At 38.6% G+C, this 23,374-nt stretch carries 21 protein-coding genes and 2 tRNA genes; 10 read left to right on the top strand and 13 right to left on the bottom strand.

Annotated elements, in window-relative coordinates:
- Positions 1-18: 18 nt before the first annotated feature.
- The 4 genes from pnp to IE080_RS16160 form a co-directional block, all read right to left on the bottom strand.
- Positions 19-2,160, bottom strand: coding sequence for a polyribonucleotide nucleotidyltransferase (gene pnp, locus IE080_RS16175; RefSeq protein WP_189585036.1), 2,142 nt, complete (start codon positions 2,158-2,160; stop codon positions 19-21).
- Positions 2,161-2,268: 108 nt separating this feature from the next.
- Positions 2,269-2,544, bottom strand: coding sequence for a 30S ribosomal protein S15 (gene rpsO / locus IE080_RS16170; RefSeq protein ID WP_189585033.1), 276 nt, complete (start codon positions 2,542-2,544; stop codon positions 2,269-2,271).
- Between the two features lie 66 nt (positions 2,545-2,610).
- Positions 2,611-4,485 (bottom strand): LptF/LptG family permease, encoded by a 1,875-nt coding sequence (locus IE080_RS16165; protein ID WP_189585031.1) that lies wholly within the window; start codon positions 4,483-4,485, stop codon positions 2,611-2,613.
- Between the two features lie 64 nt (positions 4,486-4,549).
- Positions 4,550-4,945 carry an START-like domain-containing protein gene (locus IE080_RS16160; RefSeq protein WP_189585028.1) on the bottom strand — a complete coding sequence of 132 codons (396 nt, stop codon included), beginning with the start codon at positions 4,943-4,945 and terminating at the stop codon, positions 4,550-4,552.
- A gap of 202 nt (positions 4,946-5,147) precedes the next feature.
- Here IE080_RS16160 and IE080_RS16155 point away from each other — a divergent pair.
- A tRNA-Met gene (locus tag IE080_RS16155) sits at positions 5,148-5,221 on the top strand.
- A gap of 135 nt (positions 5,222-5,356) precedes the next feature.
- Positions 5,357-5,893 (top strand): fasciclin domain-containing protein, encoded by a 537-nt coding sequence (locus IE080_RS16150; RefSeq protein WP_189585025.1) that lies wholly within the window; start codon positions 5,357-5,359, stop codon positions 5,891-5,893.
- A 56-nt stretch (positions 5,894-5,949) separates the two neighbouring features.
- Here the strand turns inward: IE080_RS16150 and IE080_RS16145 are convergent, their stop codons facing one another.
- On the bottom strand, positions 5,950-6,576 hold the full coding sequence (locus tag IE080_RS16145) for an HAD family hydrolase (RefSeq protein ID WP_189585021.1): 627 nt from the start codon (positions 6,574-6,576) through the stop codon (positions 5,950-5,952).
- Between the two features lie 190 nt (positions 6,577-6,766).
- Between IE080_RS16145 and IE080_RS16140 the strand changes: the two genes are divergently transcribed.
- Positions 6,767-6,840 (top strand) — tRNA-Ile (locus tag IE080_RS16140).
- Positions 6,841-7,110: 270 nt separating this feature from the next.
- Here IE080_RS16140 and IE080_RS16135 read toward each other — a convergent pair.
- Positions 7,111-8,595: a S10 family peptidase gene (locus IE080_RS16135; RefSeq protein WP_189585019.1), complete on the bottom strand. Its 1,485-nt coding sequence runs from the start codon at positions 8,593-8,595 to the stop codon at positions 7,111-7,113.
- Between the two features lie 229 nt (positions 8,596-8,824).
- Here IE080_RS16135 and IE080_RS16130 point away from each other — a divergent pair, with 229 nt between their 5' ends.
- Positions 8,825-11,308, top strand: a complete 2,484-nt coding sequence (locus IE080_RS16130) for a S9 family peptidase (RefSeq protein ID WP_189585015.1) — start codon at positions 8,825-8,827, stop codon at positions 11,306-11,308.
- A 27-nt stretch (positions 11,309-11,335) separates the two neighbouring features.
- Here IE080_RS16130 and IE080_RS16125 read toward each other — a convergent pair whose 3' ends face one another.
- Positions 11,336-11,800 carry a GNAT family N-acetyltransferase gene (locus tag IE080_RS16125; RefSeq protein ID WP_189585012.1) on the bottom strand — a complete coding sequence of 155 codons (465 nt, stop codon included), beginning with the start codon at positions 11,798-11,800 and terminating at the stop codon, positions 11,336-11,338.
- Positions 11,801-11,866: 66 nt separating this feature from the next.
- Between IE080_RS16125 and IE080_RS16120 the strand changes: the two genes are divergently transcribed.
- A complete protein-coding gene (locus tag IE080_RS16120; RefSeq protein WP_189585009.1) occupies positions 11,867-12,277 on the top strand; it encodes an OsmC family protein in 411 nt (136 codons plus the stop codon).
- A 110-nt stretch (positions 12,278-12,387) separates the two neighbouring features.
- Positions 12,388-14,391 carry a tetratricopeptide repeat-containing sensor histidine kinase gene (locus IE080_RS16115; RefSeq protein ID WP_189585006.1) on the top strand — a complete coding sequence of 668 codons (2,004 nt, stop codon included), beginning with the start codon at positions 12,388-12,390 and terminating at the stop codon, positions 14,389-14,391.
- Here IE080_RS16115 and IE080_RS16110 read toward each other — a convergent pair.
- Positions 14,388-15,071 carry a potassium channel family protein gene (locus IE080_RS16110; protein WP_189585003.1) on the bottom strand — a complete coding sequence of 228 codons (684 nt, stop codon included), beginning with the start codon at positions 15,069-15,071 and terminating at the stop codon, positions 14,388-14,390. The genes IE080_RS16115 and IE080_RS16110 overlap by 4 nt on opposite strands.
- Before the next feature lie 245 nt (positions 15,072-15,316).
- Here IE080_RS16110 and IE080_RS16105 point away from each other — a divergent pair, with 245 nt between their 5' ends.
- Genes IE080_RS16105 through IE080_RS16090 form a run of 4 tightly spaced genes read left to right on the top strand, consistent with a single transcriptional unit; the run spans position 15,317 to position 17,566 of the window.
- Positions 15,317-16,060 (top strand): DUF1538 domain-containing protein, encoded by a 744-nt coding sequence (locus IE080_RS16105; protein ID WP_229800686.1) that lies wholly within the window; start codon positions 15,317-15,319, stop codon positions 16,058-16,060.
- Between the two features lies 1 nt (position 16,061).
- Entirely contained in the window at positions 16,062-16,841 is a 780-nt protein-coding gene (locus IE080_RS16100) for a DUF1538 domain-containing protein (RefSeq protein WP_189585001.1), read from the top strand.
- Entirely contained in the window at positions 16,838-17,185 is a 348-nt protein-coding gene (locus IE080_RS16095; RefSeq protein WP_189584998.1) for a P-II family nitrogen regulator, read from the top strand. Before IE080_RS16100 ends, IE080_RS16095 begins: the two co-directional genes overlap by 4 nt.
- Before the next feature lie 3 nt (positions 17,186-17,188).
- Positions 17,189-17,566 (top strand): CBS domain-containing protein, encoded by a 378-nt coding sequence (locus tag IE080_RS16090; RefSeq protein ID WP_189584995.1) that lies wholly within the window; start codon positions 17,189-17,191, stop codon positions 17,564-17,566.
- 76 nt (positions 17,567-17,642) lie between these two features.
- On the opposite strand, the gene IE080_RS16085 is transcribed toward IE080_RS16090, so the two are convergent.
- The 5 genes from IE080_RS16085 to IE080_RS16065 all read right to left on the bottom strand — a co-directional run bounded on the left by IE080_RS16085 (position 17,643) and on the right by IE080_RS16065 (position 23,326).
- Complete coding sequence (locus IE080_RS16085; RefSeq protein WP_189584992.1) at positions 17,643-20,198, bottom strand: phosphoenolpyruvate carboxylase; 2,556 nt, start codon at positions 20,196-20,198, stop codon at positions 17,643-17,645.
- A gap of 221 nt (positions 20,199-20,419) precedes the next feature.
- Entirely contained in the window at positions 20,420-21,334 is a 915-nt protein-coding gene (locus IE080_RS16080) for a helix-turn-helix transcriptional regulator (protein WP_189584989.1), read from the bottom strand.
- Between the two features lie 85 nt (positions 21,335-21,419).
- Positions 21,420-22,292 (bottom strand): DUF5777 family beta-barrel protein, encoded by an 873-nt coding sequence (locus IE080_RS16075; RefSeq protein WP_189584986.1) that lies wholly within the window; start codon positions 22,290-22,292, stop codon positions 21,420-21,422.
- A gap of 6 nt (positions 22,293-22,298) precedes the next feature.
- Positions 22,299-22,841 (bottom strand): YceI family protein, encoded by a 543-nt coding sequence (locus IE080_RS16070; RefSeq protein WP_189584983.1) that lies wholly within the window; start codon positions 22,839-22,841, stop codon positions 22,299-22,301.
- Positions 22,838-23,326, bottom strand: a complete 489-nt coding sequence (locus tag IE080_RS16065) for a QcrA and Rieske domain-containing protein (protein WP_189584979.1) — start codon at positions 23,324-23,326, stop codon at positions 22,838-22,840. The genes IE080_RS16070 and IE080_RS16065 overlap by 4 nt, the downstream gene beginning before the upstream one ends.
- Between the last annotated feature and the right edge of the window lie 48 nt (positions 23,327-23,374).

Raw genomic sequence — 23,374 nt, 5'->3', positions numbered from 1 at the left:
CTAAATACTTTAGTAACATTAATCTTTTTTATCAGATTTTTCAGGCTTTGGAAGTAATACCTTTCGAGAAAGCTTGAATTTACCTGTCTTTTTATCGACATCGATCAATTTTACCATGATTTCTTCACCTGGCTCTAACACACCTTCCATGGTTTCCAACCGCTCCCACTTGATTTCAGAAATATGCAACAAGCCATCTTTACCTGGCATGAATTCTACGAATGCTCCGAATGGCTGTATATTTTTAACCTTACCAGTGTACGTTTCACCAATTTCTGGTTGTGCAACAATCGCCTTGATACGGGCAATCGCACCGTCCATAGAAGTCTGATTGTTAGCGAATACATTGATCTTACCTTGATTATCTTTTTCTTCGATAACGATAGTAGCCCCTGTATCTTTTTGGATTTCTTGAATGACTTTACCGCCTGGACCGATTACAGCTCCGATCAACTCCTTAGGAATTGACATCATAAATGATCTTGGCGCATGAGGTTTCAAATCAGGTCTTGGAGCATCCAATGTCTGATTGATCTCATTCAAAATATGTAAACGGCCTTCTTTAGCTTGGTGCAATGCCTCTTTCAATACATTGTAATCCAATCCTTCTACTTTCAAGTCCATCTGACATGCCGTAATTCCTTTGGCAGTACCGGTAACTTTGAAGTCCATATCTCCCAAATGATCTTCGTCACCCAAGATGTCTGAAAGAATTGCATATTTACCAGTTTTTGAATCTGAAATCATTCCCATGGCAATACCCGTAACAGGAGCTTTAATCGGCACACCTGCATCCATCAAAGCCAAAGAGCCTGCGCATACAGTTGCCATAGAAGAGGAACCGTTAGATTCCAAAATATCAGAAACAACACGGATAGTGTACGGATTTTCATCATCCTTAGGCATAACTTTTTTCAAAGCTCTCTGCGCCAAGTTACCGTGACCTACTTCTCTTCTGCCTGGTCCTCTGTTTGGTTTTACTTCACCTGTAGAGAATCCTGGGAAATTGTAATGCAAGAAGAACTTATTGAATCCAGAAATCATGGCACCGTCTACCATTTGCTCATCCATTTTTGTACCAAGGGTACATGTAGTGATGGATTGAGTTTCACCTCTGGTGAATACCGCAGAACCATGTGCTGATGGTAAGTAATCTACCACAGACCAAATTGGTCTGATTTCGTTTAAGGCTCTTCCGTCTAAACGTTTCTGCTCGTTTAATGTCAAGTTTCTTGCCGCTTCCTTATGGATTTTGGAGAAATATGGTCCGATCAAACTCGCTTCAAACGTATGCTCCTCTCCAAGGCTTTCTACAAATGACTCTTTGATCGCCTTAATCAATTCAGAACGCTCAGATTTATTGGCAATTTGCTTGCTTACAACCTCATAGCACTTATCATACAATTCAGCGTGCATTTTTTCAAACAAAGCTTCATCGGATTTCTCATGGCTATACGTTCTCTTCTCTTCTTTTCCAACAGCCTTGGTTAATTCCAACTGTACTTGACAATGTCTTTTGATTTCCTCATGAGCTAACTGCAAAGCCTCTACCATCTCCTCTTCAGAGATTTCGTCTGCTTCACCTTCTACCATCAAGATGTATTCCATTGAACCCGCTACGATGAATTCTAAAGAAGCCACCTCCAATTGTGTAGGTGTCGGGTTGATAATCAATTTACCATCCACTTTTGCTACGCGAACTTCAGAGATCGGTCCATTGAACGGGATATCTGAAACTGCCAAAGCAGCAGAAGCAGCCAAACCTGCTAAACAGTCAGGTAAAACATCACTATCCGCAGACATAAGGGTGATTGCAATCTGCGTGTCTGCATGATAATCATCTGGAAAAATCGGTCTAATCGCTCTATCGACGATTCTACTGATCAAAATTTCATAATCAGAAAGTCTTCCTTCTCTTTTCAAAAACCCGCCAGGGATTTTACCGGAAGCAGCAAATTTCTCTTGGTAATCAACTGATAAAGGTAAAAAATCAACTCCATCTTGGGCCTCTTTTTTAGAGACCACCGTGGCTAATAACATGGCATTCCCCATTCTAACGACTACCGAACCATCAGCCTGCTTAGCCAACGCTCCAGTTTCAATTGTAATTTCTCTACCGTCCTCGAGAACAATAGACTTGGTAATAAGATTTGGTAACATACGTGTTTGTTAAGAATAAATGTACTAAGATTTAAAAGTAAGGTTTAATATCGGGGGAGAAGCAAAAAAGTAAGGTTCTCTAGGAGAGAACCTTACAAAAGATTTCAATTATTTACGTAATCCTAAGTCAGCAATGACAGCTCTGTATCTTTCGATGTCATTTTTGATCAAGTAGTTAAGAAGGCTTCTTCTTTTACCTACTAGTTTCAACAAACTCAAGCGAGAACCGTGGTCCTTCTTGTGTGTTCTTAAGTGATCGGTCAGGTGATTGATTCTGTAAGTGAACAATGCAATCTGAGACTCAGGAGAACCTGTATCAGTTTCAGACTTTAACCTGCCATGATTCTTGAATAGCTCTACTTTTTTCTCTGTAGTTAAATACATGTCTAGTTAAATTAAATTTAAACAGCCACAAAGGTACAGTAATAATTTGGATTTTAAAAGCGATGCTTATGTTTTGGAAAATTTTCTCTTGAAAAATAATAGCAATTTATTCCAAAATTCCACATATGTATCCGGCTCAAATAATCGTGCATCCTTCCTCGCTTGTTTGAGGAAAAAGAATCCAAAAGGCAGCAAAACCAAATTCGAGAACCATGTTCCGAATATAGGATCTGTAATTCCCTCTTTAGCCCACTTTTCTCCAGTGATGGTCAGCATGTAATAGACAATAAAGAAGATGATCGACATCAGAACAGGCATTCCCAAACCACCTTTTTTAATAATTGCTCCCAAAGGGGCTCCGATCAAAAACATAACTATGCAAGCAAACGCAGTAGTGTATTTCTGATACCAGGCAATCTGAAACCTTCTATACTCACGCTCTAAATTATCAATTTGAGCTACTTTATTAGAGAAATTGTTCTTTTGAGAACGAGCATTGTTGATGGCAACGGTCGCAGCTCGCTGTTCATAATTGTTTACTTCGATAATTGAATCTAACCGAGCAATTTGCTCTGGGGACAGTTTACCCAATGGTCGATTATCCGGTTCAGCCCTATTTTTTAACATGCGTATAGAATCTGAGCGGTTCAATGGTGTAAAATCAAAGCCTTCAGAAGACAGGCCTCCCCTACCCAAACTTCTTGATGCAATCGTGTCTTCCAATTGATCGGACAGTAAGGTATCAGCAGTTACAATGGAATCCGTAGGTACTATATTAGTATTTGATGTATTGTTTTCCTCCACTATCCCTCTTTCATCCATGGAGGCATATAAAGGATCTATTAATGCTTCCTCCTCTGCTGGGTTATATTCATATAATTCCTCACTTAAGGAATCTGTAGATGCATTATACGTTGATGCATCGATAACACCTCTTGAAGCATCTTGCAAGGCCTGTTTTTGTTTACCCCGCTCCAATCTGAGCGAATCATCTCTCATTTTTCGCTCAACCACGGCATTTGGTGGGGAAAGTTTTCGATTACGCGTAAAGAAGGTGTACCCTGATTCTGTATTGGCGTAATTGTAATATACAATTTGATTGATTTCAGAATAGATGGAATCTAACCCATCTTTGAGTTCAGCAATATTTTTAATGGATCGGTTGGTAGACCATAAATCTTCCGGTGTCCTATTCATCTGAAAGGATTCTAAGTTGAAGATGATTTGGTTTTCAGAAAAATAAGTCCGACTAAAATCCGCCGGTTTGTCGGCCAAGCCCCGTTGTCCACGGGACTCTTTATAATTGACACCATTATATAAGGTCAAACTCAAGTATGAATCATTGAAAAATGGTTCCATCCTACCCGAATCTGCCAAAATCACATTGGTGTTCCCCTGCCCTTCTGCATGGTTGTAAATAATGATATCCTGTAGACGAATATCATCCATTTTTTTATTGACTTTGATACTGTAATTTGGGATTCCTGCATAAAAAACACCCTCTTTGATATCTAATGCAGGTGACTTCATCCGGATATCGTACAATAAACTAAAGGTTTTTAGATTCACCCTTGGTACTAGATAGTTATTGGACAAGTATGCGCCAATGGTCAAAAACACTACAAATATGCCGATTGGCAAAAGTGCTCTTAAAAGTGAAATTCCACTACTTTTGATAGCTGTCAACTCAAAGTGCTCTCCCAAATTCCCAAAGGTCATCAAAGAAGACAAGAGAACAGCCAAAGGAAGGGCCATCGGGGATATACTGATTACAAAATAGGAAATCAGTTCCATGTAGATCCAGAAACTGAGACCTTTTCCAAAAATTTCATCAAAATACTTGAGCATATTTACAGTGAGGAGAATAAAATCCACCACTATAAATGTCAAAAAGAAGGGTCCAATGAAAGACCCTAAGATTAATTTATCAAGTTTTTTCATGCAGTACAACTATACCTTTAACGATGAAAAAAGGTAAGAGTGCACAATTTTAACCAAAAAAACATTAACCTCCGATTATCTCTTTAAGATTGACGATTAAACCTTCCCAAATTGACTCCAATTCTTCATCATCATAGGAATCACTGTAATCTATCACCTTTAGGAAAAGCGTTTGAGTGAGTTCATTTTCTTCAATCTTAAATTCAATGAAAGACTTGTCATGTGCATCGGGATTTTCTGGGTCAAAATATTCAAACTTGACATGCATATCTTTTCTCAAAGCTGTTACCCTTGCATGATGTCTTTCTCCATCATATTCAAAAACGAAGGTCTTATCTTCGTTGATGGAAACATCATCAGCAAACCATTCGGAAAGACCGCTTGCTGAGCTGATATAAGGAAACAAAAGTTTTCTGGAAGTATTGATTTGATAATCAGCAACAAACTTATTCTTTACCATAATTTCTAAATTTAAATGTTCAAAAAAGGATAATTTTTTGGTCCACTTTGTTTGCAAATAAAAACCTAACCATCCATATTTGCATTCCAATTCGACGGGAGGTCAAGATTACATGAATCTTTTAACCTTTCAGGAACTCAAAATAAGAATTTATTTTTGATTTCCAACAACAGAATTTTAAATGAACCAACAAAAAATATATGGCGAGGTAGCTCAGTTGGTTAGAGCGCAGGATTCATAACCCTGAGGTCACGAGTTCAACTCTCGTCCTCGCTACGAAAGCCCCATTTATTGGGGCTTTTTCTTTTTAATTTAATCACAAACTAAATTCATATTGATTTTTTTTTGATTTTTTGAAAAACTATTTGGGAAACAAGTGGTTAGGAATCCATAAATCTAACCAACAATAATATGAAACTAGTAAAACTCACCACCCTTGTAGCTATTTGGGCTATTGCAATTTTTACCTTCGCATGCTCTGGTGGCACAACGGAGACCGTAGAGGTTGAAGAAATTGAAGAAGTTGAAGAGGTCGGTCCAACTGTAGTTGAAATTGCAGTAGGTTCACCTGACCACACGACCTTAGTTGCTGCTGTAACAGCTGCTGAACTTGTTGAAACGTTGAACGGTGAAGGACCATTCACCATCTTTGCTCCTACCAATGCTGCATTCGCTGCTTTGCCAGAAGGAACTGTTGAAAGCTTACTATTGGAAGAAAACAAAGGAACACTTACAGGTATTTTGACATACCATGTTGTAGCAGGTAATGTTCTGTCTGGTGATTTAGCTGATGGTCAAGTGGTAGAAACACTCCAAGGAGGTACACTTACTGTATCTATCGAAAACGACACAGTTAAAATCAATGGCGCAACAGTAGTTGCTGCAGATTTGCAAGGAAGCAACGGTGTTATCCATGTGATTGATGGAGTTTTGTTGCCTAGCAATTAATTATAAAGGTTAAATGGATTTAAAAAGTGCTGGAGGTATTCAGCACTTTTTTTGTTTTAATCCTGAAAGAAGTCTGTAATGGTAAATTCTTTAGTAATCAATTGTGTTTGGATACCTACTGAAGCTGCACCATCAAGATTTGCTTGTAAATCATCAAAAAACAGTACTCTTTCTGGCTGCACTCCAGTTTTTTGAATAACTGTCTGATAGATTTTTGGATCTGGCTTTGCTTGTCCCATTTCATGACTCAGAAATGTGTGATTACATAAATTAAAAATAGATATTTCATTTGTCTGTTCTTTGATCATTGTTTCAAATGCTTCAATGTGCAATGCATTTGTATTGCTCAAGATCGCTGTTTCGTAGTTTCCTTTTAGTTCTTTCAGAAGATTAATTCTTTCTTGAGGAATAATTCTTAAAAGTGAGTTCCATACGTGGTCTATTTCTACATCTAAAAAATTTACACCAAAATGATTTCGGATTTGATCTCTAAATTCTCTTGTTGAAATAAACCCCTTTTCATAGTCTTTGTGAAATTGAGAAGGAAAAAACATGGAAGTCAATTCAAACTTATGCTCAGGTATCAATTTTTTCAACTCATTGATACTGAAATCGTAGTCGATATCTATAATTACATTTCCTAGATCAAAGATTAAAAAATCGATATTTTCTAACTTTTTCATGATTTGCTATTTTGTAATATTGAATTCAAATATGTAACATTGCAGTCCCAAAGCCAAAGAAAAAATTTATAAAAAATTTTCCTTTTCGGTTAAATTGAGGTTTCGCAATCTTTGGAAATCAGTTATTCAGAATTTTTAACTTTCCCAAAATTAAGGGAAATGAAGTTTTTGAATAAAATTGATAATACTTGGGCCTATAGCTCAGTTGGTTAGAGCTTCTGACTCATAATCAGGAGGTCGCTGGTTCGAGCCCAGCTGGGCCCACAAGCCGAGATGAAAATCTCGGCTTTTTTTTATATTAGGCTTTAATAGCAAATTTGTTTTTCATGAAAACTATCGTCTATATTCTTTATTCGAAAAAGTTAAACCGCTTTTATACTGGACTAGGAACACTTTCAGTCAAGGAACTAATTAATTATCTTTTAGAATAAAAATACTTTAAAATATCCCCCACCCTCATTCGTTATACATACGATTGATTGGTTCTTATAAAACAAAAATCCCTGCTTGATTGGAGCAGGGATTTTTTTGTTCTTACCAATATTTAGCTGGTTTATCGGGCGCTACCATGGTATCCAAGATAAACTGGCGTACATCCTCATTGGAATTAGCCAAGTCTTCTGCTCTCAGGTACATCATGTGACCACTTCTATATCCTTTGAAAGACATCCTGTCCTGAATTTTTCCGGCAGGATCCATTTGCCACATATTATACTTTGCATTGAAATAGTCCGTTCCACCATCATAATACCCCGATTGGGTCATCACATGTAGGTATGGATTCTGCAACATGGCCTGAGCCAACTGATTGCCTGTATTATCATTGCTTCTATCCCAAGGATTGACAGGACCGAATAAGTTATAGGTCAAATCCGTGTTGTACTTCAAGATATTCTTAGCATAGTAATTCATTGCTGGAGAAAATGCATGATTCCAAGCGGTAAGCGCTGGATCGTAATCGTAACGATCACCTGCGTCTGTCTGATCGATTCCTCTGTAGCGGCTATCCAAACGTCCTACTGTCAAGCCTTTGTCACGCATCAATTCCTTCCAGAAGAAACTTGTAGGAACAGCTAAGGCATGCTGTAAAAACACTTCTTCTTTGATTCCGGAATAATAAGCCATCTTTTTAGCAATCGCTTTTCTTTCCTCAGGATCCAAAGCTCCACCTCTTGCGATGGCTGGAAGTACTACATCTAAGGTGTACTTTTCCACCTCGGGAAGGATATCATATAAATCTTTGGCCTGCAAATCAGCTGGCAATACTTTGTGATACCATGCGGTAGCTGCATAATACGGTAAGTAGTTAGCTTTGGCAACCGGACCGGAGCGATCCAGTCCCAATCCTGTTGGAGATACCAAAATCACACCATTCAAATACATCCAATGCACATTTTGCAACTCATATGCCATACCGGATACCCGGGTGGTACCATAACTTTCACCTATCAGGTACTTAGGAGAAGCCCATCTGTTTTGTCTAGTGACAAAGGTTTTCACCCAGTCAGACAGGTATTTCACATCAGCGTTGATTCCAAAAAAAGTACTTCTAGGCGTATCTTTATTGACAATTCTGGAATAACCAGTATTCACTGGATCTACATATACAATATCAGCCACGTCTAGAATTGTGTGCGGGTTTTGCTTCACCCCATAAGGTTGTAAAGGATATCCTTCATCATCAATATTCAATACATATGGGCCTGTGTAAGCCAAGTGCATCCACAAGGACCCAGAACCTGGTCCTCCATTGAAAGAGAATACCAAAGGTCTTTTATTCTTGTCACTTACATCCGTGCGCTCATAATAGGTATAGAAAAGTGTTGCGATAGGTTCGCCGTCCTCTCCCCATACAGGCATCGTACCGGCAGTAGCTTTGTAAGGCACACGCTTACCTTTGACGGTGACCTCTCCATTGGTCACAGAGGAGGATTCAATTTTTACTTCTCTTTTTTCCTGTGCGAAAGTCCAAGCCAGGCAAAGAAAAACCATGGCAAGTGTTAGTAATGATTTTTTCATAGGGTTTGCTGTTTACGAATTCTAAAATACATCAAATTCCAATAGTGCATCGGAATATTTATGTGAATCATTTTTAAAGCGGATGAGTGGAGCTAGATGCCAAACAATGGAACCCAAACACTTTCATACCAAAGATTGACCATTAATGGAGAAAGCTCCCTCATTAGATGAATTCAACTAGGTACAGCCAATGAATTCTACTAGTTTTCAAACTAGAATAAACAATCGTATGAAAAAAGTTTACATAATCCTCCTATTGATATGCTTTGCAGGATATCTGCAAGCCCAGGAAATGCATACCAAGGGCAATTACGAGCTCGCTGCTAAGTTTTCTCCTGAGAAGTTGAGAAAAATGATCTTCACCACTGATGTAGATGCACATTGGTTGAAAAAATCGGACCGCTTTTGGTACATGTATGAAACTTCCAATGGTAAAAAATGGTACATCGTCAATCCTGCAACCCGTACCAAAACCCCATTATTTGACAATGATCGTTTGGCAGCGGAAATCACCAAAGTAGTCAAAGACCCTTTTGATGGTCAAAACTTGGGTATTACCAATCTAAAGTTTTTGGAAGATGAAAATACCATCGAGTTTAAAATCAAAAGCACACAGGATGTGGTAAAAAAGGATTGGGAAGAAATCAAGGCAAAAAACAGAAATGCCCGTGATTCTATCGAAAAAAAGACCTTCGTATTTCGCTATAATATAAACAGCCAAACATTGACAGAAATTGCGGATCCTGAAGAAGAGGCAAAACGTCTGGCATGGGCCAATATTTCACCTGACTCCTCCAAAGTGGTATTCAGCAAACATGAAAACCTCTTTTGGATGGATAAGGAGAACTTCCTGAAAGCCGTAAAAGATGAAAAAGACAGCACCATCGTAGAACATCAATTGACTACCGATGGAGAAAAAGATTACAGCTATGGTGGCTGGGGCCGTGGTGAGGATAATGTAGAAGAAGAAAAAAACAAAGATAACCGCAAAAGAGCAGGTGTTTTATGGTCTGCAGACTCTAAGCAGTTTGTATTGACCAGAAGTGATGCCCGTCATGTGAAAGATTTATGGGTGTTGCACAATACCCGTAACCCAAGACCTACCTTGGAGACCTATAAGTATGCGATGCCTGGAGAAAAAGAGCAGCCCACTGCTGAACTGTATCATTACTCTTTTGAAAGCAAAGAAATGAGCAAATTGGATGTAGCCACATTTAAAGACCAAACCATTGGTTTATGGTCTGAAAGTTTGCCTGCTTCCTCTAGAGACGAAGATTTTAAGCCTGTAAAGTGGTTGGGCAACAATGACTTTTTCTACTTCTCCATCACTTCCAGAGATTTGAAGCGCATTGACATTGCACGATGGAACATCAAAGAAGGAAAAAAGGAAGTTATTATCGAAGAGCGTAGCAATACATATATTGATATCAATAAGCCTGAAATCATCAACAATGGAACAGAGATGATCCATTGGTCTGAAAGAGATGGATGGGCTCATTTTTATTTGTATGGAACAGATGGCACATTCAAAAAACAATTGACTTCAGGTCCTTTCCATAGTGAGTCTATTGTTCGCGTTGATGAAAGGAATCGTCTTTTGTACTTCACTGCGAATGGTAAAGAAGCTGGTGAGGACCCGTATTATGAGCACTTATATAAAGTCAGCCTCAACGGCGGTGCTATCACCTTGCTAAACCCAGGTGATTTCAATCATTCCGTTTCGATGAATGACCGTGCAACTTTCTTTGTCAACAACTATTCAAGAGTCAATACCATCCCAGCTTCTGCGTTGTATGATGCCAATGGAAGAAAAGTAATGGACTTGGAAGAAGCTGATTTAAGTAATTTGTTTGCGGCGGGCTACAAGTTCCCTGAGCCATTTAAAGTAAAAGCCGACGATGGAATCACCGATTTATACGGTGTTATGTACAAGCCATTTGACTTTGATTCAACCAAAAAATATCCAATCATCGAATACGTATATCCTGGACCGCAAACTGAGGCGGTTAATAAGTCATTTGGTAGAGGAATGGATAGAGTCGACCGTTTGGCCCAATTTGGATTTATCGTAGTTACTATTGGCAACAGAGGTGGACACCCTGCACGCTCCAAGTGGTACCATAATTATGGCTACGGCAATTTGAGGGATTATGGCTTGGCAGACAAGAAAGTAACAGTGGAGCAATTGGCAGATAGACATAGCTTTATTGACAAATCCCGTGTAGGTATTCATGGACACTCTGGAGGTGGTTTTATGTCCACAGCTGCGATGCTTGTCTATCCTGATTTCTTCAAAGTGGCAGTATCTTCCGCAGGTAACCATGAAAACAATATCTACAACCGTTGGTGGTCTGAGAAGCATCATGGCGTAAAAGAAGTCATTACACCAAAAGGAGATACGACCTTTCTATATCAAATTGAGAAAAACCCTGATTTAGCGAAGAATCTGAAAGGACGCTTGTTGTTGGTTACCGGTGATGTTGATAATAACGTACATCCGGCTCATACCATCCGTATGGCAGACGCCTTAATTAAAGCTAACAAACGATTTGATTTCATCATTCTTCCTGGACAAAGACATGGATTTGGCAATATGACCGAATATTTTTTCTGGAGAATGGGAGATTATTTTGTGCAGCATTTATTGGGTGACAATACTCCTCCTCCGGTAGATATGCTGGAAGTCCAACGGGAAAAAGCTATGACGAAATAGTATTCTAACCCTTATAAGACACCCTCGTCAGCGGTTGCTGACGAGGGTTATTTTTTGAAAGTCTATTGGACTTAATTTCATAGGAGTAACTTTTCCAAAAATATCATAGGGTTCTCCTATTATCCTTGCTCCCATTCCAAGTAGTAAATTGACGGTAACATCCCTTGCCTCAATCATCAATTCCTCAGGTATTTCTCGAAAAAAACTATCCAAAGAGAAATATGCCAGTTTTTTGCCCCACCCCAAGCCCCTGAGTTTTGGATGTACTGCAAATCTCCCCCAATGCCAGGTATCCCCATCATACCAACAAATCGCAACTCCGACCAATTCAGATTCCATCCACAATCCGTATCCTTTCTGAACAGGAAAAGGAACAGGAAGATAGGCAACAGGAATGGCTTGCTCCTTTTCAAAAACTTCCGCGAGTAAGCACAGAACTTTTTCTTCGTCTTGGGGGTTCAAAGAGGTAAGTTGATGATCTTTAGAATCCATGTCTCAAGATAATCATCTATTGTTCTATTTTAAAATTGTTTTCCATTAACTAACTACTAAAACCAAATGAAAAGAAAAGCAACCGCTGTGTGGAATGGCACAGGTAAAGAAGGAAAAGGTCACTTAACCACTCAAACAGGTGTTCTTAGCCAAACACAATATTCATTCAGTTCACGTTTTGAAGATGGTATTGGTACTAACCCAGAGGAACTGATTGCAGCAGCACATGCTGGATGTTTTGCCATGAAGTTGAGTTTCAACTTATCAGGTGCTGGATTTACACCGGAAGAATTGCACGCTGAGTGCACCATTACTTTTGAAGACGGAACCGTTAAGGCCTCAACTATCGCCTTAAAAGCTCAAGTTCCTGGGATTTCTTCAGAGCAATTTGCAGAATTGGTGAAAGATGCTGAGGTAAATTGCCCAATTTCAAAAGCTTTGAACACGGAAATCTCAGTTTCATATGAGTTAACTTAAAGAATTATTAGCGCTCCGATTTTGGGAGCGCTATTTTTTTCAATATAACCGATTGAAAAAACAAAAAATTTCGTCATTTTCGAAGGAAGTTTTATGTAATTAAGTTAAAAATGAAGCCTTTAATCTTTAAATTTTTTACAGGATTCCTATTTTTTTTGATAAGTATACTTTTTTTATTTTCTGAAACTCAAGCCAAACAGCTTGTTCTTCCTGATTCACTTAAACAAATATTTTACAATGAAAAAAAGCTAGATCGTAGATTTGAGCTAATTAATGATCATGCATCGAATGAACTGAATGCGTCTTTAAGCAGTTCGATTGCATTATATGGGATTTTTTTAGCAGATTCAATAAAGGATAAAAAGAGGCTAGCAAGAGCCCATGAAATATATGGTATAAGTTTAAACAAAAAAGGAGATTATACTAGTGGCATAGAAAACCTTGGCCAAGCTTTGCAATTGTTTGAACAGTTAAATTTATTGGACGATGTAGCAAAAGTTAAGAGAACCATGGGGGAAACTTTTCGTGCAAGTAAAAACTATGAACTTGCCATGACCTATCTCAACCAATCTTTATTTTACTTCTCAAATAATCCAGACCCTGTAATGTTGGCCAGAATATACAATAGGATAGCTGCTACTTTACTTGAGTTGTGGTATATTAAAGATGGAAGTATTTTTGGGAGTTTTTTATCTTCTAACCCAAAAATTTCCTACGGTGCAAAACTAGCTCTCGACCCCGATTTAAAAGTTAAGGATGATTCTTTGACCAATACTATTCAAGCTAGTAAGTTTTATGCTTCTAATACAAAACGGTATGATCTAATTATTTCTACCAATATCATTGAAGGAAGTTATTTGGTGTCTACTAAGCAATATGAGAAGGCCATAGCATTGTTTGAAGAGACAGTTCAACTAATTGAACGAGAAAGGTTATTTGAAGATTTGGCCTTAATCTATTTAAACTGGTCCCGTGTATACTCCATAGGTTATTTAGAAGAGCCAGAAAAAGCAATTGAACTTTCAAAAAAAGCCTTGGAGATAGCCATAAAGCAGGATATTCCTGTGTATATTTTTATGGCCAACAATACCATTCATTCCAACTATGCCTTTATAGGAGATTATGAAAGTGCTTATAACTATTTGAAACAACAGGTTCCTTTAATTCAAGAATATGGAGAAAAGGACCTACTTACACAATTGAAAACTTTGGAGTTTCAGTATGAGTTGCAAGAGAGCGAAAGGGAACTTCAAATCAAGCAAGAACAAGTCCGGATTATAGTTTCTGGGATTGCTATCGTTGTTGTATTTTCTTCCATATTTATCTATCTCTTGTACAGAAACAACAATAAACAACGGGAGCTATTAGCTGTCTTGAGCAAAAAAAATCTCATTATTTCTGAACAGAATCATGAACTCGAGCAGATCAATGCCGAGAAAGACCGTTTTTTTGCTATTCTTGCCCATGATTTGAAAGGCCCAATTAAGGCTGTATCTGCTTCATTGTACTTAATTAATGATGATTTGAAGAGTGGAAACATTGAAAGTGCCATGATAATGACAAGCGCAGTTTCAAGTGCTGCGCAAAGGGCATCAGATTTACTTAGTAACCTCATTGAATGGGCCAAGTCACAACGTGGCAAAGTTCACGTCAATCCCAAACCTTTGGATTTGACTATGGATTTGCAAGATATTTTACGGTTGTTTGAGGAAAACCTGAAAACAAAAGACTTACACGTCATCAATGAATTGAGGGATCCTATTCCTATTAAGACTGACAAAGATATTTTGGATACTGTACTTCGCAACATTTTGTCCAATGCTATCAAATTTTCTCATAAAGGCGGAACCATACATATCCGAGCTACTCAAGAAGACGAAGAATTGGTTCTTAGCATCATTGATGAGGGGATTGGTATGGATCAGGAAATGTTGAAGAATATCTTTAAGCTTGATGCCTATAATAGTCGTCCTGGTACCGCTGGTGAAGTCAGTTCAGGATTAGGTTTGATCTTGTGCAAGGATTTTTTAGTCTATTTAAATGGAGAAATTAAGATTGAGTCTGAAGAAAACAAAGGAACCAAAGTTTCCATTATTCTCCCGTTACATACTTAATTCCTTTTGGTGCTAATACTGACAAGTTTTGCGATAACAATGGCGGGATACAATATTCCAAAAACAGATACAAAAGAAGAAATCATTTTTGCCTGAATATTATCCGGATGCACGTCCCCAAAACCTACGGTGCTGATACTCACTAAGCTGAAGTACATAAACTCTGCAAAATCTGAGTCATCCCCTCTCAATTCCAAATTTCCAGCAATGGAGGTTCCGAAATGTAAATGAATCAGTTCGAAGGCAAACGTGGCCATCAAAGCTACAGATAAGTACACATTCACTGCTCCCACAATTCTATACACATTGGCTTCCTGATCTCTGAAAAGCAACTTGAAATTGATCAAGATGAATACTCCTAAATTGAGGATAATGACAATACGCTCCAATTCCAAAAACTGGAAAGGATTATCTGTAAACCGGATAATTCTTAACAATACATGTATACTGACCAATATGATCGAGAGCCAAAAGTGAACGCTTTCTTTAGCAGAAAATACCCCAACAATAAACAGGCCCACTAAAAATATATTTTGAAGCATATCCGTATCACTTTCGCGTGACACGATGATAGGCAAAACAAACACAATGAATAGCAGCATCAACATTAAAGAAATAAAGCTATTATCAGAGGTCCAATAGTGTTTAACCTTCTTTAAATAAGCTGGAACTGGGGTCATAATAGTTGCTTTACAGATAATTTGACATGAATCGAATTACTCGAAGGTATCAAATTATTGGTTAATGGACAATTGAAAGAAATTGATTCAAAGCACGCTTTAACATTTTAAAAAACTTAACAGCAAGAAACCTAAAAATCATTGCCATAAAAAATCCTCCTAAATAAAAGCAGAGACAAGTCCTGTGATTTAAACTCAAATTCTATAATTTTGACTGAACTCCAAGCGTAAATCAATTTCCTGTTTTGAATTGGCCTAAAATTGCTCGATATACCACCTCAAAGTTTTATTCAGCTTTGCTCGACCTCTTGCCAATCATTGTGGTCATTTTAGTTTTTCAATTTATCATTCTTCAAAAACCTTTACCAAATTATCAGGATCTAATTTTAGGAAGTTTGTTGGTTTGGGTTGGATTAGTACTTTTTATGGAGGGCTTGGAATGGGCTTTATTTCCCTTGGGCAATTCTATGGCATTTGCATTGACCAATAAAGGAAATGTGTTTTTGATTCTCTTGTTTGCATTCACTTTGGGCTTTTCTACGACGATTGCCGAACCGGCATTAATTGCTGTTTCAAAAGAAGCCGCAAGAGTTTCATCGGTAGCCGGCTTTATTGGTGCAGAGGAAGCTGCACTTGATTCTTTTGCAAGAGGCCTACGCGTATCAGTCGCTGCATCTGTTGGTTTTGCTATTTTGATAGGTGTACTTCGGATTTTCAAAGGTTGGCCATTGCAATACATTATCATCAGTGGCTATGCTGCTGTTGTTGGCTTAACCTTTATCGCTCCGGAAGAAATCATTGGAATTGCCTATGATACCGGAGGAGTTGCTACTTCTACGATTACAGTACCCTTGGTCACAGCGCTGGGAGTTGGATTGGCCTCAAGTATCAAAGGAAGAAATCCGTTGACCGATGGATTTGGGTTGATAGCAATCGCTGTGATGATGCCGATGATTTTTGTGATGATTTATGGACTAATCGTTTTGTAGCATGGGTGTTTTCGATTTTTCCGTCAATTTTTTCGAGGTTTTATGGACCACTTTATTGGATGTAACTCCTGTAGTTTCTCTATTCGCAATTTTTCAATACCTGATTCTCCGGAGACCTTTGGAAGATTTTAGAAAAGTATTGGCAGGCCTGGTGATGGTAATCATAGGACTTACATTTTTTTTGATAGGATTGGAGAAAGCCTTATTCCCTCTTGGCGAGATGATGGCCGTACAGCTTTCAGAGCAAGAATTTATGACTCGATTTGGAGTCAATTTGGATAGTTGGACAGCTTTTTATTGGGTTTATATCTTTGCAGCCTGCATCGGCTTTGCTACCACGATAGCCGAACCTTCACTCATTGCTGTGGCGATCAAAGCTAACTCGGCATCGGGAGGGACTATCAGTACTTGGGGATTGAGAATCGTGGTAGCCATTGGTGTCGCCTTGGCCTTGACATTGGGAACGATTCGTATCGTCATTGGGATTCCACTCTATATTTTCATCATCATTGGTTATATTATCGTTATGATACAAACCATCTTTGCCCCTAAGTCTATCATTGCCCTTGCATATGATTCCGGAGGTGTGACTACCTCTACTGTCACGGTGCCCATAGTAGCAGCCTTGGGTATTGGTCTAGCGAGTGTGGTTCCGGGAAGAAATCCTGCTATAGACGGATTTGGATTGATTGCATTTGCCAGTCTATTCCCAATTATTGCCGTCTTGGCTTATGCACAATTATTACTGTTTGTTCAATCATTAAAAACTAAAAAGACATGAAGTTTAAAGTCATTATGGCTTTGATCAAGCCTGAATTTTCTCAAAAAGTGGTAGAAGCCGCCAGAAAAGCCGGAGCTACAGGTGATGTCTCCCTGACTGGCCGAGGCAGTGGGTCTAAAGAATCTAAATCTTTTTTTGGTTTAGCTATCATGGACCAAACAGAGGTCTTGATGTTTTTGGTAGAAGAACATACCGCAGATGGGATTCTTAAAGCTATCAAAACAGAAGGTAAATTAGATGAACCGGGACATGGAATTGCTTTTGCGCTGAATGTAGAAAAAGTAGTAGGACTGGAAAGTCAAATGGATCAATTCAAAGAAAAACTAAAAAATAGCTACCTCTGACATATGGAACATACACATCAAACAGCAAAAGACATCATGAATACTTCCATTGTATTCGTCGACGGGCTTGCAACAGTTTATGAAGCAGTAGCATTGCTAAAGAAAAATCAAACCGATGTCTTGATTATATCCAAAAGAAATGAGCAAGATGCATTTGGAATACTTACGAGTAAAGATGTGGTAACGAAAGTTCTCATGCTTGATTTGGATATTAAGGAAACTAATGTCTACGAGATCATGAGTAAGCCTGTAATTAGCGTTCCTGCGACAATGAATGTCCGTTATATTCCTAGATTTTTCAAGCGAGCAGGAATTCAAGTAGCTCCGGTGGAAGAAAATGGAGAAATCATAGGTTATATTAGCTATCAATCAATGCTATAATCCACCTAAAGCATAAAAACAGCTGTCTTTTGAAAGACTCCATCATTTGATGTCCCTCAAAAGACAGTTAAGCTATTTAGGCAGCATTTCTAGCAGCATTGATGATACCAAACATCGTGCGCAGGATGAGTTTTTGAAGCGCAGGATCATCCTCTCCCCTTTCTAACATACTTTGAATGGCATATTGCTGTATGGTAATCAAAGGCAAGACAATCTTCTCACGGATGGCGATGGATTGTTTAGAGGTTGGATTATCCTGAAGTAAGGAATCCATGCCTGAAATTTCCAACAATAGTTCGACCGTTCGCTGATATTCCTCAAACATTAGCTTCCAAAGGTCTGCGTATGTTGGATTGTCTTTCAGATAGGCTGTCCCTTGGAAAAAAGACTTTGCCAAAGACTGCATAGAGTTCCCTAAAAGCGATCTAAAAAACAAAGAATCATTGTACAATTGCTTAGCCGCTTCAAACTTCCCTTCCTTTTTTAATTGACCTAAAGCAAAACCCACTCCGAAGAAGCCTGGAATATTTTGCTTCATCTGAGCCCATGAACCCACAAACGGAATCGCACGTAGATCCTCAAACTTTAAGCCTGTGTCTTTCCCCCTTTTCAAGGGACGGGAACCAATATTTACCTGTCCGAAATACTTCAATGGAGTGACATGTTCTAAGTAGGATAAAAATGCAGGATGTGCTTTAAAATCCTTGTAAAACTGATAAGAAACCGTCGCCATCTGATCAATCAGCGCACGTTGATAAGGATTGAGGTTCTTTTCAGAAGATGGGTACAACTCATTTTCGATCCCGGCACAAAGTAATTGCTCGAAGTTATAGCTACAGGAAACCGGTTTGCCATAATTAGCAGATATCGTTTGCCCTTGGATAGTTACCTGAATTTCTGCATTTTCAATTTGTGGACCGTGAGATGCATAGAAGTTATGCATATTCCCTCCTCCTCTAGCTGGAGGTCCTCCCCGACCATCAAAGAATACGACTTTAATATCGTAGGCTTTGGAAATTTTGCTCAGCTCCTCTTTGGCTCGTAAAATAGACCAATTGGCACGGATGTAACCTCCATCTTTGGTTCCATCGGAAAAGCCTAACATAATGGTCTGCTTATGATTACGGGATTTCAAATGAGCCTGATAAATCGGATTTGTGTACAGCTGCTCCATAATCTGAGGTGCTTGTGCCAAATCATCGATTGTCTCAAATAATGGCACAATATCCAATGGCAAAGCAGTATCGGCATTATTCCAAGATAATCTTGCTAACTGAAAAACTTCTAAAACATGGAAAGCTGATTGGCAATTGGAAATGATGTAGCGATGCAAGCCATCTTCCCCATTAGATTGTTGAACTGATTGGATTGCATCAAAACTCTTGAGCATCTCTTGATGGAATGGCTCTTTGAAGGCTACTTCTCCTAGTTTTGGTTCAAAATTGAGAATATAGGCTATTTTTTCTTCTTCTGTTTTACCTTGAAAAGTAGCTAAACCATCAGCACCTACCGTTTCTTCAATAATTTCCTCCCACAGAGCATCGTGTTTTCGGCTATCCTGCCTCACATCCATATTAGCGAAGTGAAAACCAAAAATCCGTACTTTTAAAATAAATTCATCCAATTGATCTAGGAACAAGCCATCATGCTGCGTTAACAAAGCCTGCCTTGCTTCCAACAAATCAGCTAATAGTTCGTCTTTACTTTGATAGTAGTTCTGGTTATCAAACAGGGAATTAAAAAGACCATTTTCAACCTTCACCATGATAGGCTCTACATTTTTGAAGGTCAGACGCTTTCTAATTTTTCTTACATCCCTGTAGTAGCATCTCAAAATCCACTTTTGAAGCTTTTCAGCTACTTGGATGGTTGTATCATGGGTCACGAATGGATTTCCATCCCTGTCACCTCCTGGCCAAAAACCAACTTTTAACAATCCAGGATTTTCCCACTCATGTAGCGGAATATCCAACATACGAAGCAATCGGACCAAAATATCCGGAATAGACACATAAAACACATTCACCAAAAACCATATCAAGCTGACAGCTTCATCCAAGGGTGTTGGTTTTTCTTTATTGATAAAGGGTGTCTTCCCCAATTGTTGCAAAAGAAGATTGATATTTCCCAGATCATTGGTTTTGATAGCCTCTTCCAAATCAGTGATGATACCCAATACATTCCCCGGATAAAACTGTGTTGGGTGTGCTGTAAGTGTTAAGCGTACTGAAAAATTCCTCAATTTTTCGATCAATGCTTCCCGTTTGCGGTCATTATCCACACGGGCTACCAGTGCTTGCACGCTTCCTTTTCCTTTTAAATCATGGATTTTATCAAAGGCAGCATCTTCAATGGAGTCAAATAACACAACTTGGCGCTCCACATACTGCACCATTCTGAATAAGAATGCGTGACGATCTTCAGTACTATTTTGCGCCATTAATTCATCAAAAAATCCATTGATAATCTCTTTGGGAGTTTTATTGGCTTGAAACCCTTCTTGGCACTTATTGGCCAAAATCGGCAACAAAGTTCCCGTATGATGGATCCCCTGAAAAGGCAAATCCAAAAACAAACTGTTATAGATGGTAAATCGCTTGGATACTTCTGTTTGATAGTTGTTTTTAAGCATGGTTAGGTTTGAGTGTTATTTTATGAAGTCAAATATACAGATTTTAACCAACCGAACCGAAAAAAATATATTTGGCAATATTAAGTAGATTATTTTGTTATTTTTTTAATAAAAACAGATTTTGTATAAACATATTAAAATGATTCACTATTCACCATTAATTGAACATCAATCCTCTTATACACAACCCCCAGACATAGCAATTTTGGTATACAGTAAAACTAAAAATACTTCGCCTTATCCAATTGCTCTTGAATATACTGCTTCAATTCTTCTCCTTCTATAATCTTAATCTCTCCCGGTAAGCCTAGAATAAAGCGTGCTAATCCTGGCAGTTGGGGGATTTTACTTTCAAAATAGTACTGATTTCTGTTTTTGGTATAAGTAAAGGGTTTGGCATCTGGGAACTCTTCCATCATCAACTGAAAGGCTTTTTTGCTCAACTTTAATACTACTTCAAATTGATTTTTCCCGGTAAAGCCAAATAAACCTTGCTCCAATCGTTCATGCAATTGCTGATACATAAAGGGCTTAGAAGTAAGCTGCACCTCTCCTATCCGCTCTATCTTAAACTGCTTCATTTCTTTACTTTCGATTTCAAAAGCAAAAACGGAATCGAAGTTTTTATTGAAAGCAACGGGCTCTACCAAGCGATCGGAAACAGAATCTGAGCTTAAAGAATAATAATCCGCCAAGATTACCTGATTTTCATGCTTAATGGCTGATGCCAATTGGTCAACAAATACGCCCAAATTTGCATTGAATAGCTGATTGACTGATTGATGAAAATCGGAACGGATAGTTATTTTTTGCAGAATTGCATCTTTAAGCAAATGCTTCTTACCATGTTTGGAGAAAAGCTCTTGCATGAAGTTAATTTCTTCATCATTGAAGGTGCCAAAGGCAAACTTGTCAGGTGCTTCTACTCTATCGATGATTTTAAATTTGCCATACTTCTTTTCAATTTCAAAGCCCAACGCTTCTAGCAACCTAAAATACCGATAGACTGTGCGGGTGTCTGTCTGTAAAAGTTCCGCTAGTTTATGAACAGTCTTGCCAATATTTCCCCTTAATAAATTGATGAGTTTAAAAACCCGCAATATCTTTTGCTGCTCTACGCTATTTGCCTTTGCCATACTTTAAGAATATGCCGAAAAGATAGCCCTTTTCCCTGAAAAGAAACAGCAATTGACAGTAAATGTCTCAATAAATCACATGATATTACCAGTTGGCTTTGCTCCTCTTGGTTGCAAACACACGATTGACATTGAATCCCAAGCGGAATTGTTCGCCTGGAACACCATTGCCACCCGCCAACAAGTATTGCTCATTGAGTGCAGGAGAAGTTACAAAATACATTTGGAACACGTGTCCGCCTGCTTCTAAATCTATCCCTAATCCGACATTGTTGCGTAAATCGTTGTTAAGGTTTGGTATCCATTGTAACGTTAGTGAAGCCTTGCTCGAAACTTTATACTTTCCACTAAACCCAAGAGCTAAATAGAGATTTTGATCTCCTTCTAAGAAGAAAATTGGATTCATATCCATAAAATAAGCCATCATGGGTGATACTTGCAGGGAGATTTTATCTGAAAACCGTCTTGCTGCCATTAATTGAAAGGCATAAGAAGTACGGTTTGCCAAACTTGGATCTCCTTCAATCAGAAAACTATAATCGGACGTATTGACTCCTGCACCTCCCATAGCGGATAAGGAAAAAGGCACTTTATCATCGTATGTTTGTTTGAAAAAATGGTAGCGTCCATAAAGATTGTAGATTTTATCCAGACCTTGACGAGCTGCACCAAGAGAGAATTTATCATTGAATCCATATTCAAAACTGAATTGAATACTGGCTCCATTATCTATACCAAACAAATTTCTGATTCCTCCATCCAAGGTTCCAAAAGTATGCATGATTGCAAAGTGCAAGGTTCCTTTGTCAACAGGCTCTGTTGTCAACAAGTTGATGTTTCTGGGCGCATGGAAAATAAGATCTACTTCTTGGCTTTCCGTTGCCAATTTTCTTTCCAATTGTGCTTGGGATTGAAAAGTCAAGCCTAACAACATCCAAAGCAATGCTACCTTCTTCATAAATAGTTAATTTGTCTTTTTTAATCGAATGGAAATATTGACGATTTGTTCCTCAGCTAATTCATAAAACATGACCGTTGGAATGGGAATATTATGGTCAGATAGCAATACTTTAAAACTAGCTTTCAGTAAAAGTTCATTTCCTTGTAGTGTCAATTGCCCTGGAACCTCAATTTCCCGCACCACTCCATGAATTTTAAATTTCCCAACAGCAACCACATTCTGAGACTTGCCAGCCTCTAGGCTTGGAACAGTCTTCATTTTACCAGTGAACTCGGCAAATGGGAATTTTTTGGTTTCCAAATAATTCTCCCGCATGTGTCTATCCCGCAAACCTATACCTGTTTTCAAGGTATTGAGATCAATAAAGAAGTCTAAAAGGTTTTTATCAAAATCAACGAGTCCATTGAGGGCCTGAGATTTTCCTTCAAACTCACTCAAGGGCGCTTGGGAAATAAATACAATTTCACCCTTTTCTCCCTTAAATTCCTGTGCATTAACAGAGGAGAATAAGATCAAGTAAAGGATGAAAATACCAACATACCTCATGATACTTGAATGGTTAGGATATTTCCGTCTCTTGTAATTGGGAATGATTGAAGCGGTCTAGCTGCAGGTCCATTTATCACAGAACCATCTGGATTGAATCGGCTGTTATGACACGAACAAACAAATACATTGTTGGAAAAAGACCAATTACGGTCACATCCTGAGTGCGTACAAACAGAGGTTAGAGCAGTAAACTGATTGCTGCCAATGTTTGCGACCAACACGCGTGCTTGAGTCACTAAGACCCAACCTCCTGCGTTGGAAAGCTGAGAAGCCTGCGAAAGGTCAATAGTAAGGATACCATTGCTAAATTGAATGCTATCGCCCACTGGTGCTGAAGGAGTACCAGGTTCGGTGTCATCCGAACAACCTGTAAAAAATCCAACACCAAACACCGACATCACTGCGAATGCCCCACTTTTTTTAAGGAATGCTCTTCTTGCTTCTGTAAGCGTTCCTGTCTGAATTTCCTGCGTTTTTTTCATAATCCGATATACGACAAAGGTCCTAGAATTGGATTATTAACCGCAGAA

Source organism: Mongoliitalea lutea, assembly GCF_014652135.1.
In the GTDB taxonomy this organism is placed as follows: Bacteria; Bacteroidota; Bacteroidia; order Cytophagales; family Cyclobacteriaceae; genus Mongoliitalea; species Mongoliitalea lutea.
Note: the sequence above shows the minus strand (reverse complement) of the source record. Positions and strands in the feature narration are given on the sequence as shown.

Bases quoted from the DNA above. Each gene is read 5' to 3' on its own strand.
- pnp (WP_189585036.1), bottom strand. From the start codon at position 2,160: ATGTTACCAAATCTTATTACCAAGTCTATTGTTCTCGAGGACGGTAGA.
- rpsO (WP_189585033.1), bottom strand. From the start codon at position 2,544: ATGTATTTAACTACAGAGAAAAAAGTAGAGCTATTCAAGAATCATGGC.
- IE080_RS16165 (WP_189585031.1), bottom strand. From the start codon at position 4,485: ATGAAAAAACTTGATAAATTAATCTTAGGGTCTTTCATTGGACCCTTC.
- IE080_RS16160 (WP_189585028.1), bottom strand. From the start codon at position 4,945: ATGGTAAAGAATAAGTTTGTTGCTGATTATCAAATCAATACTTCCAGA.
- IE080_RS16150 (WP_189585025.1), top strand. From the start codon at position 5,357: ATGAAACTAGTAAAACTCACCACCCTTGTAGCTATTTGGGCTATTGCA.
- IE080_RS16145 (WP_189585021.1), bottom strand. From the start codon at position 6,576: ATGAAAAAGTTAGAAAATATCGATTTTTTAATCTTTGATCTAGGAAAT.
- IE080_RS16135 (WP_189585019.1), bottom strand. From the start codon at position 8,595: ATGAAAAAATCATTACTAACACTTGCCATGGTTTTTCTTTGCCTGGCT.
- IE080_RS16130 (WP_189585015.1), top strand. From the start codon at position 8,825: ATGAAAAAAGTTTACATAATCCTCCTATTGATATGCTTTGCAGGATAT.
- IE080_RS16125 (WP_189585012.1), bottom strand. From the start codon at position 11,800: ATGGATTCTAAAGATCATCAACTTACCTCTTTGAACCCCCAAGACGAA.
- IE080_RS16120 (WP_189585009.1), top strand. From the start codon at position 11,867: ATGAAAAGAAAAGCAACCGCTGTGTGGAATGGCACAGGTAAAGAAGGA.
- IE080_RS16115 (WP_189585006.1), top strand. From the start codon at position 12,388: ATGAAGCCTTTAATCTTTAAATTTTTTACAGGATTCCTATTTTTTTTG.
- IE080_RS16110 (WP_189585003.1), bottom strand. From the start codon at position 15,071: ATGACCCCAGTTCCAGCTTATTTAAAGAAGGTTAAACACTATTGGACC.
- IE080_RS16100 (WP_189585001.1), top strand. From the start codon at position 16,062: ATGGGTGTTTTCGATTTTTCCGTCAATTTTTTCGAGGTTTTATGGACC.
- IE080_RS16095 (WP_189584998.1), top strand. From the start codon at position 16,838: ATGAAGTTTAAAGTCATTATGGCTTTGATCAAGCCTGAATTTTCTCAA.
- IE080_RS16090 (WP_189584995.1), top strand. From the start codon at position 17,189: ATGGAACATACACATCAAACAGCAAAAGACATCATGAATACTTCCATT.
- IE080_RS16085 (WP_189584992.1), bottom strand. From the start codon at position 20,198: ATGCTTAAAAACAACTATCAAACAGAAGTATCCAAGCGATTTACCATC.
- IE080_RS16080 (WP_189584989.1), bottom strand. From the start codon at position 21,334: ATGGCAAAGGCAAATAGCGTAGAGCAGCAAAAGATATTGCGGGTTTTT.
- IE080_RS16075 (WP_189584986.1), bottom strand. From the start codon at position 22,292: ATGAAGAAGGTAGCATTGCTTTGGATGTTGTTAGGCTTGACTTTTCAA.
- IE080_RS16070 (WP_189584983.1), bottom strand. From the start codon at position 22,841: ATGAGGTATGTTGGTATTTTCATCCTTTACTTGATCTTATTCTCCTCT.
- IE080_RS16065 (WP_189584979.1), bottom strand. From the start codon at position 23,326: ATGAAAAAAACGCAGGAAATTCAGACAGGAACGCTTACAGAAGCAAGA.